Source organism: Acinetobacter cumulans, from assembly GCF_003024525.3.
GTDB classification, from domain to species: Bacteria; Pseudomonadota; Gammaproteobacteria; order Pseudomonadales; family Moraxellaceae; genus Acinetobacter; species Acinetobacter cumulans.
The window spans coordinates 1-9,699 of the sequence record NZ_CP035939.1; the positions used below are offsets into that span (position 1 = coordinate 1).

The 9,699-nt window shown below is 36.9% G+C and carries 9 protein-coding genes; 5 read left to right on the plus strand and 4 right to left on the minus strand.

Translation table 11 applies throughout. From position 1 onward, the window contains the following. Positions 1-342 precede the first annotated feature (342 nt). Complete coding sequence (locus tag C9E88_RS17370; protein WP_162368857.1) at positions 343-1,521, plus strand: AAA family ATPase; 1,179 nt, start codon at positions 343-345, stop codon at positions 1,519-1,521. Further along, positions 1,518-2,180 (plus strand): DUF3226 domain-containing protein, encoded by a 663-nt coding sequence (locus tag C9E88_RS17375; protein WP_106986765.1) that lies wholly within the window; start codon positions 1,518-1,520, stop codon positions 2,178-2,180. The genes C9E88_RS17370 and C9E88_RS17375 overlap by 4 nt, the downstream gene beginning before the upstream one ends. A 606-nt stretch (positions 2,181-2,786) precedes the next feature. Here the strand turns inward: C9E88_RS17375 and C9E88_RS17380 are convergent. Beyond that, on the minus strand, positions 2,787-3,428 hold the full coding sequence (locus C9E88_RS17380) for a TetR/AcrR family transcriptional regulator C-terminal domain-containing protein (protein ID WP_004787586.1): 642 nt from the start codon (positions 3,426-3,428) through the stop codon (positions 2,787-2,789). Positions 3,429-3,493: 65 nt separating this feature from the next. On the opposite strand from C9E88_RS17380, the gene tet(39) reads away from it, so the two are divergent. Beyond that, entirely contained in the window at positions 3,494-4,681 is a 1,188-nt protein-coding gene (gene tet(39) / locus C9E88_RS17385) for a tetracycline efflux MFS transporter Tet(39) (protein ID WP_004856455.1), read from the plus strand. A gap of 229 nt (positions 4,682-4,910) precedes the next feature. Here the strand turns inward: tet(39) and C9E88_RS17390 are convergent, their stop codons facing one another. After that, positions 4,911-5,450 (minus strand): plasmid replication DNA-binding protein, encoded by a 540-nt coding sequence (locus C9E88_RS17390; protein ID WP_032016346.1) that lies wholly within the window; start codon positions 5,448-5,450, stop codon positions 4,911-4,913. 84 nt (positions 5,451-5,534) lie between these two features. Then, on the minus strand, positions 5,535-6,452 hold the full coding sequence (gene repM, locus C9E88_RS17395) for a replication initiation protein RepM (protein ID WP_106986761.1): 918 nt from the start codon (positions 6,450-6,452) through the stop codon (positions 5,535-5,537). Positions 6,453-7,659: 1,207 nt separating this feature from the next. Between repM and C9E88_RS17400 the strand changes: the two genes are divergently transcribed. Both C9E88_RS17400 and C9E88_RS17655 read left to right on the plus strand, forming a co-directional pair. Continuing rightward, the gene (locus C9E88_RS17400) at positions 7,660-8,046 is read left to right on the plus strand and encodes a hypothetical protein (protein ID WP_106986762.1); all 387 of its coding nucleotides are present in this window, start codon (positions 7,660-7,662) and stop codon (positions 8,044-8,046) included. After that, a complete protein-coding gene (locus C9E88_RS17655) occupies positions 8,043-8,213 on the plus strand; it encodes a hypothetical protein (protein ID WP_167514225.1) in 171 nt (56 codons plus the stop codon). Before C9E88_RS17400 ends, C9E88_RS17655 begins: the two co-directional genes overlap by 4 nt. A 59-nt stretch (positions 8,214-8,272) precedes the next feature. Here the strand turns inward: C9E88_RS17655 and C9E88_RS17405 are convergent, their stop codons facing one another. Next, entirely contained in the window at positions 8,273-9,607 is a 1,335-nt protein-coding gene (locus tag C9E88_RS17405; protein WP_137287915.1) for an ISNCY family transposase, read from the minus strand. Positions 9,608-9,699: the final 92 nt, after the last annotated feature.

A 9,699-nucleotide genomic window follows, 5' to 3' on the forward strand; every position in this document is an offset into this window, starting at 1 on the left:
CCTGGGCTACGTATAAGGTGTATTATGTTAATTTTAGAAGAACTTAAGCATTTAGTATTGTATTTCACTCCCCATCATAAATTTTTCAAGAATTATTCCCTTATGGAAAAATAGTAGTAATGATGATATAAATTGTTAAAATTCAAATATTAGTGACTAAATAAAGATGATATAAGTTATTGATAAACAAATAGGATAGTTTAATAAATATCTGAAATAATAAAAATATTTATGAAATTATTTAATATTTTATAAGATAATAGGTCTACGAATAGAGTTCTAAACTTTCAATAATTGTATTTTTAGCGATGGCTCTCTTCTATCTAATATATGGCTCTACTTATGCTTTCATCGTTACAAATTAAAAATTTCCGTTCTCTAAAAAACGTAGAGATTCCCAAACTCGGGTTGATCAATCTTATTGTTGGTAATAACAATTCGGGGAAAAGTTCCTTAATCGAATCATTGTTGATTCTCGCCAACAATGCAGATGAAGAAATTTTAAATACTTTAGCTTTTTCACATGGAGAACCAACTCTCTCTGATCGTGAGGAAGAAGAGTTTACTAGTCCATTTCAACCTTTCGAGAGCTTTTTCCCAAATAGGCAATTTCCAAGAGAAGATAATGTAAAAATTGTTGTTGGCGAGCTAGACTCCTCCAATTTTCTTACCATTGAACATGCCTTTGAAAAAGAGTTTTTGATCAAGTTTGAAGATGAAGAAGGGAATATTTTAAGAAGACTTAAGCGTGATGTGATCTCAAAATTAGAAATTGATGAGATGCTAGAAGACCCTGAACAAAATTTACAAATTAATAGTATTTTAAAAATTGAAAATAAGGGATCTGTTAGCCGTATTTCATTAGAGCCAGATAGACGTAGAGCAACTACAATTAGTAGAAGCCTAGATTCAAAATTAAATATTCCCTATAGCTATATCCCTACATCATTTTTAGATCCAGATGAACTAGCTCTAGATTGGGATAAGTTAGTTTTAACTCCATATCAAGATTATATTATTGAAGCCTTACAGATTATCGAGCCTAATTTAGAAAATATTAGTTTCATTAAATCAGTAAATTACCGTAGATCTAGATATAGAAGCTCACAGAGAACACCTATTGTTAAATTAAAAGATCATAGTCTTCCTTTCCCACTAAGTAGTATGGGAGATGGTATCTTAAGAATTCTTCAATTAGTTCTTAAATTACATAGTGCTCGAGGAGGAATTTTATTAATTGATGAATTTGATAATGGTTTGCATCACAGTGTCCAAGAAAAAGTTTGGAAACTTGTTTTTTCTTTAGCAGAAAGTCTTAAAATTCAAGTTTTTGCAACAACTCATAGCTCTGACTGTGTTAAAGCATTTTCAAAAGTTTCAAAAGAACGAACGGATATCGAAGGTATTCTAATTCAAATTGGGAAAAGTACACGTAAAAGTAACTTTGGGGAAGTTATTGCAAATATTCTAGATGAAAATCAATTAGCCACATTTATTAAGTCAGATTTTGAAGTACGATGAAACATTTAATTGTAGAAGGACTTGGAGACAAAGTCTTTTTTGAAAAATATTGTCAATATTACTCTTATAATGTTGATGTAAATATCCTTACACCTGAAGATATTAATCCACAATACTACACAACTAAAAATGGTGTTATTTCATCATCTTTGGATGACTTAATTAGTCAAATCACATTAGGTATTATTAAAAATCTAGGTATAGTAATTGATGCTGATTATATTAAAGACAAGTCTGGCATTGAAAAAACTAAAGAAAGTTTAACTCAAAAACTAGCACCTCATGGGTATATGCTAGTAGAAACTGATGAAGGAATCATTGCTAAGCATAATGATGGTTTAATTGATATAGGTATATGGATAATGCCTAATAATGATGAGGATGGAAACATTGAGAATTGGATAGCTGAACTCATCAGTGAATCTGAAACGCCCTTATATGAAAAAGCTAAACTATCTGTTAGTGAATTAGCTGAAGAGGGCTTACAGAAATTTAAACCTTCTAGAGTACAAAAGGCACAAATAGCAACTTGGTTTGCTTGGCAAAAAAGCCCAGGACATGGATTAGATTTCTTTTTTAATGCTCCCCTAATTGATATGAATCATATTAAATATACCAATTTTTGTACGTGGTTTAGACGAACTTTTGAGATTCAATAACAATCTTTCTTAGTTTAAGCATAGGTACCTATCTGGGTGCCTTGTGACTTAACATAAAATCTCATCTACGAAATCCAGATTCAAGACATAAAAAAGCCCGACATCCTGTCGGGCTTTTTTAGATTGGGTTGCTCGTCTTGCTGATCTCGTGCTGCCCATTCCTTGCGCTACTTTCTTATTCTTGTTTTTCTGGAAACATCCTGTTCCCTATATAGCCATCATAGGATTAATGCCTTGAATTACCAATCCGCAAAATCCTTAAATCTATGTAAGTTTTAGCTTACAAAATTGGCCTATTTTATCCCAAGAGTTGTCCGCAGAAATTGGGGATTATTTCTAAAGTGTGCCCCTTGAGAAATCAGGAAAAAACGCCAAAACGAATGTTTTTTGATCAATTTTATTGGCTAAAAGTTACAGATTTGCTTAATAAAAAGCCGACTTGTTTCCAAGTCGGCTTTTTAAGTTTTGCGTCCCAATTTTTTATAGCATAACTTTTTGAAATATAAAACTATTTATAAGTGCGTTTCGTATAAGCTCTATTATGTTAAATAATTAAGGATAAAAGCTTTATTACTAAATAGAACAGTTGCTTAAAGCAGTATAGAGTTAAGTTTGCATTTTAATATCAAGTTGTCTTTCAGCACCGATAATCACCATACGAATCCCATTTTCAAAAATGTCATCCGCATTCATATTTTGTAAGGTATTCACTCCTTGGAGCATGAGTGGATATATAGTTGGATCGGCTTCGAATGGTGGGTCTGATCTTATTTCTTCTTGCTGCTCCTCAAGGACCCACCCAACAATAAACCTTCCTAATGTCATAAGTAATGCAACTGCTTCAACAGGAGAAAACCCAGCATGAGATAACAGCGCAACTTGGGCCTCAATCGTGTTGAAATGTCCTTGACTGGGGCTAGTTCTTGCATGTAGACGAGCACCATCACGGTAAGCTAGTAGTGCTCGACGAAAGCTTACAGAATTAGCGAGCAACCAATCTTGCCATGTCATCCCATCGATGGGTAAAGAAACTAAATGGTGTTCATTTATAATGGTTTCCGCCATTGCTTCCATTAACAAGGATTTATTCTTGAAATGCCAATATAGAGTTGGAGATTTAATACCCAATCGTTGAGCTAGCTTGCGTGTGGTTATTGAATCTATGCCTTCTTCATTCAACATATCCAATGCGGTACGCAGGACTATTTCACGTGTCAGACGTTGAGGTGCAATATCTTTTTTACTCATAAATCTATCACTGATAGGGAGTGTGTGAGAGAATATTAATTCTATCATTGCTAGAGAAGGCATTTGTGAAGAAATCATTGAGCGTGATTTTAATCACTATATTTCTGGATGCTGTTGGGATTGGTTTAATTATGCCGATCTTGCCTGAATTATTACGGTCATTGGCTGGAGCTGAAGCAGGCGGTGTTCACTATGGTGCTTTATTAGCTGTGTATGCTCTGATGCAGTTCATTTTTGCACCTATCCTTGGAGCGTTGAGTGACCGATTTGGACGTCGACCTGTATTAATTATTTCAATTGCTGGTGCAACGGCTGATTATCTCCTAATGGCTGCTGCTCCTTCTCTATTGTGGCTATATATTGGTCGTATTTTTGCGGGAATTACAGGTGCCAACATGGCTGTTGCAACAGCTTATGTTTCAGATATTACTCCAGCCCATGAGCGTGCAAAAAGGTTTGGTCTCCTTGGAGCTGTCTTTGGTATTGGGTTTATAGCGGGTCCGGTAATAGGTGGAGTTTTGGGTGAATGGAACTTACATGCACCGTTCTTTGCTGCTGCTTTTATGAATGGGATTAATTTAATAATGACAGCAGTCTTATTAAAAGAATCAAAACACAGCAATAAAATGACTGAGAAGGTTCAGGAGCAATCAATATTAAAGAAATTATCCTATTTGATCACTCAACCTAATATGGCTCCATTGCTTGGTATCTTTTTAATTATCACATTGGTTTCACAAGTCCCCGCAACTTTATGGGTTATCTATGGGCAGGATCGTTATGGCTGGAGTATATTTATTGCAGGTGTTTCCCTTGCTAGTTATGGAATATGCCATTCTATTGCACAGGCTTTTGCTATCGCCCCTATGGTAAAGAGGTTTGGAGAGAAAAATACGTTGTTATGTGGAATAGCTTGCGATGCAATTGGTTTACTTCTTTTATCTATTGCTGTTGAAGAATGGGTGCCTTTTGCGTTGTTACCATTGTTTGCCCTTGGTGGAGTAGCCGTTCCTGCTTTGCAAGCAATGATGTCCAGAGGTATTAGTGATGAAAGACAAGGTGAATTACAAGGGCTATTAAGCAGTTTTAATAGTCTGGGGGCTATAATTGGTCCTGTATTAGTTACTAGCCTCTATTTTATGACTCAGGCATCAGCTCCTGGAATGGTATGGGCATTAGCTGCAATACTTTATGTAATCACCCTACCCTTATTGCTTAAGTATCGCCTGAATAAATATTCTGGAGTTCCATAAAATATTTAATTTATTGGTTTAAAAACTAATGGATTCTATAGTTTATCTAAAATTAACATAATACACCTTATACGAAATGCGTTATAATTATCTATAGAAATCAATGCTGTAGTTTCTAGTTTATAGCCCAAACGTCCCTGTTCGGGCTTTTTTTATGATTTTTCACGTTCCACGCTTGTTATTTAATCAAATTTTCACGACTTTGTTCATATCAGTTAAACAATCGTGGTTAATCATAGGGTCTAAAAAAACGGCTCCAAAAGCCCCTTTTCTCCGGCTCCTGTTCAACGTGCTCCGGCACTGGAATCCGCTTATTTTCTGTTTCGACCGGAGTAGTCAATCCGTCATCTTTCTGGTCTGGTTCTAGTTTAGGATTCTCTGTCATTTCAGAATGAACAGGAGGAGCAACTTTGTGCTCTTCTACCTCTGTTTTTGGTTGTTCAAGCTGACCTTTAAACTCAATTCTATGAGTCAAATCCTCTATGTGTTGCATCAAAGCCTTTTCTCTGTGATTGGCTAAGTCCAATTGATTTTTGAGTAGAGAAATTTGATCTTTCAATACATTTTCAATCTCAGATTGAACACGTACTTGTACATCCTTCTGAACGTGTTCAGTACGTGTATTGGACTGAACACCGATAGGATTACCATAGACCCTGATAAGTTCGGATAAATCTATAAGCCCATCATGATCCCTTGATAATTCACCATTTTTTATAGCTTCATATATTGTTGTTCGTGATTTTTTAAAAGCTTTACTTGCGTCCATGACGCTGAATTTTGTTGTGTTCAATGTAATCCCTCAGTGCATGTACAAGGATATTTAGATGAACATCCTACCTGAACATGAAGTTTATTTTGTACTAAATCCTACTTTTTTAAGATGTGGCAGAAGCTCTTCAAACTTCTCTTTATCTTTTAGCATTTCAGCAATTCGAACTGCAAATTGTGGGTAGCTTTCTGTACCTTGAGAGTATTTATTCATGTCTGGAAGTTCAGAAAGTTTATTAGCAAAACGGTGACGTTGTGCATCGGTCATTTTTGAGAAAAGTTCAAGTGAAGTTGAACTTTTAGAGGTGATCACTTTCTTTTGCTTAAATGTGAAAGAGAATCCTGAAATGTTACGGCCTTTTTTATGTTGCTCACATTTAACGTTAATGTCTGTGTGCTCATTAACTTGGGCAATAGCTAGATTTAACACTCGATCCTTGAAGTTTCCCATTCTAGTGTATTCATCATCGAGAACACCTATCTTCTGCCTGAACTCTGCTAGTTCAATAACAGGTGTTTGGCCAGTACTACGCCAAGCAATCAATAATTCGTATAAACGTACAGCGTAAGCACTACTAAGATCACTAATCTGCTGTAGCTCATATTTTGTGAATTGTTCTTCTAAACGTGTAATAAGAGGCACGATTGCAGGTGCAAATATTAATTTTACTGTTGCTTCATCATCAATGTATCTAATTTCACTGACCCAGCGACTTAGGACATTCTCAATATTTCCTCTTTTATTTACTTCTTGATAGCTAAATTGACGTGCGAATAAGTCTTTACACGCATCTTTGAGGGCTTGATAAGCTGTTTGTCGTGCAACATTAAACTGGTTTACATAACTCTCTGCATGAACCTCTAATGGGTCATTTGCATTGATACCTCTGCCACTACCTCTTGCCTCGACAATGGCCAATAGGATTAAACGTTGTTCTACTAAATCCAAATTATAGCTAGCATTTATTAGAGCATTATCTTTAACAACTAAATCCCGCATCTTATTTATCTACATTATTATTTATGAATATAAGTCTATATTAATAATTATGTAGATTTATGCAAGGTAAACGTAGTTAAATCTACAAAAAATATTATGAAGTCTTATGGTAGGTAAACGTAGTCATATTGGTAGGTAAACGTAGTCATATTGGTAGGTAAACGTAGTCATATTGGTAGGTAAACGTAGTCATATAAGCTCTACATGCCTTTAAAATAAAGGTGTTCAGCTAGTCTAAAAGCATTTAAAAACTTTAAAATTATTAAAAGCCCTGGCAAAGAAAAATTGCCCTTGGTTTTCGCTACGCTCAAACTCTATTGAATCTCGCTTTCGCTCGATTCGTGGGGCAATTTTTTAGATCATCCTGTTGTGACTTTGAGAAAAAGCAAAGGCAAGAGCAAAAGAAACTCGGAATTCGCTTCGCTCATAAAGCTTTTTTACTCGCTACGCTCGATCTAGGCACAATTTTCTGCATGTGATTTACGCTCATTTAGACTTCACAGCCTAAAAAGCTGTTTTTCAGAGAGTCGAGATGCGAATTTTGTTGCTTCGCTCGTAGACACTCACTCTATTCATCCCGATTAGAATAAAAATAGCCTCTATTTGGCGCTCATTTGCGTTTTTTGACCTGATTACTCATTTCAATAGTGGATTCTATGTCTTAAGTAAAAATGTGGCTGAAATCGCATGTGAGAGCGTTTTAACTTGGGTTTTATTTTTGACCTGTAGGCTAAAGTTTCCGCTTATAGGTTTTTCTCTTAAGAAACACAATAGTCAGGATCTCTTTTGGCCAAGCACTATCTTTACTGTCAGTTAAGTCAATTAAATGGATGGGGAGCCGGTACATACCGGCAATTTTTGGTTCACACACCACGCATCTAAAGATAAAGGCTTCAAAGCCTTATGCTATAAGGGATACAGCGATTTTTCATCTGTCTGGAAAGCGGTTACGCTTTTATGCTGATTTTTATTATTTTTCATAGGTTTAGCTGCAAACACTTTTTGTTGCAGATAAAGTGCAATATTTACTTACAAAACAATAAGATAGCTTGTAATCACCTTTGTTTACGCTTTTATATAAATTTCTCTTTTTATATTAGATATTTAACCTGTAATCATTAAAACTTAACAAAGTGTTTACTTATATTTGATAGTTACTTTTTAGAAATTAGGTGCTTAGATTGAAAACAAATTGTAGGAGTTTTTCATGAACAGTACTCGAACCGTTGCCGTCAGATTAGACAATCAGGTTGCACAAGAATATGAGCGTTTGGCTCAGTTGAAGGGTGATAAATTAGGGACTTATCTGCGGGATCTTCTGACCAGTAATTTACAGATGGCCAGTATTGAACGGCAGGCCAGTCGGATTGAAACATTGGTGAATGATTTCGAAAAGCAGATTAATTATTCCCTCGATAAGTTTACTGAAGCCAATTATCTGAACAAAAAATTCTTTGAAGATTTTGGTGGGGTATACATGATGCTACTCAGTACGCTTATGCATTTAAAAGTAGAAAGAGATGATATTCGCGGTATGCAAAGACAAGGAAATGCGTATGCCCAAAGGAACTATTTTGAGGGGAAAAAGCCATGAGCAATATTATTCAACTCTCTAAACCATGTGCTTTCTGTGATTCAAGGGATAACGTACAGCTTTTTGCAGGGCTAATGCTTTGCGGAAATTGTCAGGAAAACATCCGGATCACTAATCCTGGCATGTTTGAGGCCAATAATCAGATTGAACAAAAAGCCCAGGATTAACCTGGTGCTATTCACCAATTAAAATGTCTATGCGATAAACCATTTAAAATGTCCTGTTTTTAACTGCAAGAGTCAAGAACAGGATTTAAATATCTTTGTTCAATAACAGCTTTCTGAGCTTTACGACTCGGCATACTTTTCTTGAGACGGGAACGTTTATTCTGTTTCTCCAACTCCTCATGTTGCTGCTGGATATGGGCCAGAACCGAGCCTAATCTTTTATTCTCAACCACTGCATTTTGCTGCAGTCCAGCCAGTTTATTGAAGACGCTATAGTTGATCTTCCGTCCTTCATGCATGATTGCCACAGTACCATCCGGGTACTCCAGAAATGAAATGTATAGCCCAACAAGCTTATGATTCAGCTCTGTCGGTTCAAGCATATAAATACACTTGTCATAGGTCAGGGTCAGATTCTTGGTGACCTTACGCGGTTCCTGCCAGGTAAAAATATCATCCAGTTCAAGATCAGATTCGCTTAATGGCCGATGCAGGTTCTTTGAGTTTCGCGCACATTTGGCGAACTTCTGATTGAACTGCTCAATAAAGCAGGGTAACCATATATTGGCCTCTGCAATCGAACCGATGCCTTCCAGGCGCATCTCCTTGATCAGACGATCCTGAAGTGTCCTGTTGGCACGTTCCACACGACCTTTGGCCTGTGGTGAGTTGGCAAAGATAATATCAATGTTTAACTCATTCAGAATCCGGCCAAATTGCGTGATCTGGCTGTCCTGACTGGATTTCTGGTTCACTCTGAATACCGAATGTTTGTCGCTGTAAAAGGCCAGCGGCTTACCGTATTGCTCAATGTAGGCTCGGGTGGAAAGCATATAGTCAAAGGTGGTTTCAGCCTCACAAAAGCGCAGATGCAACAGCTTTCCAGTGGCATCATCGATATAAACCAACAAGCAGCATTTGGCTGCTCGTCCTTCAAACCAGTCGTGATATGAGCCATCAATTTGGATCAGTTCACCGAAGCAATCCCGGTTATAACGTGGCTGATATGGACGCTTCAGGCGCTTGGATCGCGGAATCCACAGGTCATTGGCCGTCATCCAGCGCCGAAGCGTTTCTACCGGGATATTCAGGTCAAACATGCTGCTGAGCTTCTCATGCGCCAAGGTGGGTCCAAAGCCCAGCAAATGTTCAGCAATAATGGAAAGGCACTTTGATTTTAACAAGTCATCATGGCGACGATGGCCAGGTTGACCACGACTGGCATGTGCCATACCTGAGACACCATCTTGATTGAGCTTCTGCAATAACCGGGTAATTTGACGGGTGGAAAGATTTAGGATTTCAGCAGCACGGACCTGGGTAATACGATGATCTCGAACGTCTTGCAGAACTGCAAGCCGTTGAATTTCTTTGTCAGACATAGTGATCAGCATCTATATTTATATCCAGTCCATGGTGATAAAAACCATCATAAACTAGACATTTTTATTGGTGAGAATATAGACACTTTAAATGGGTTCTAACA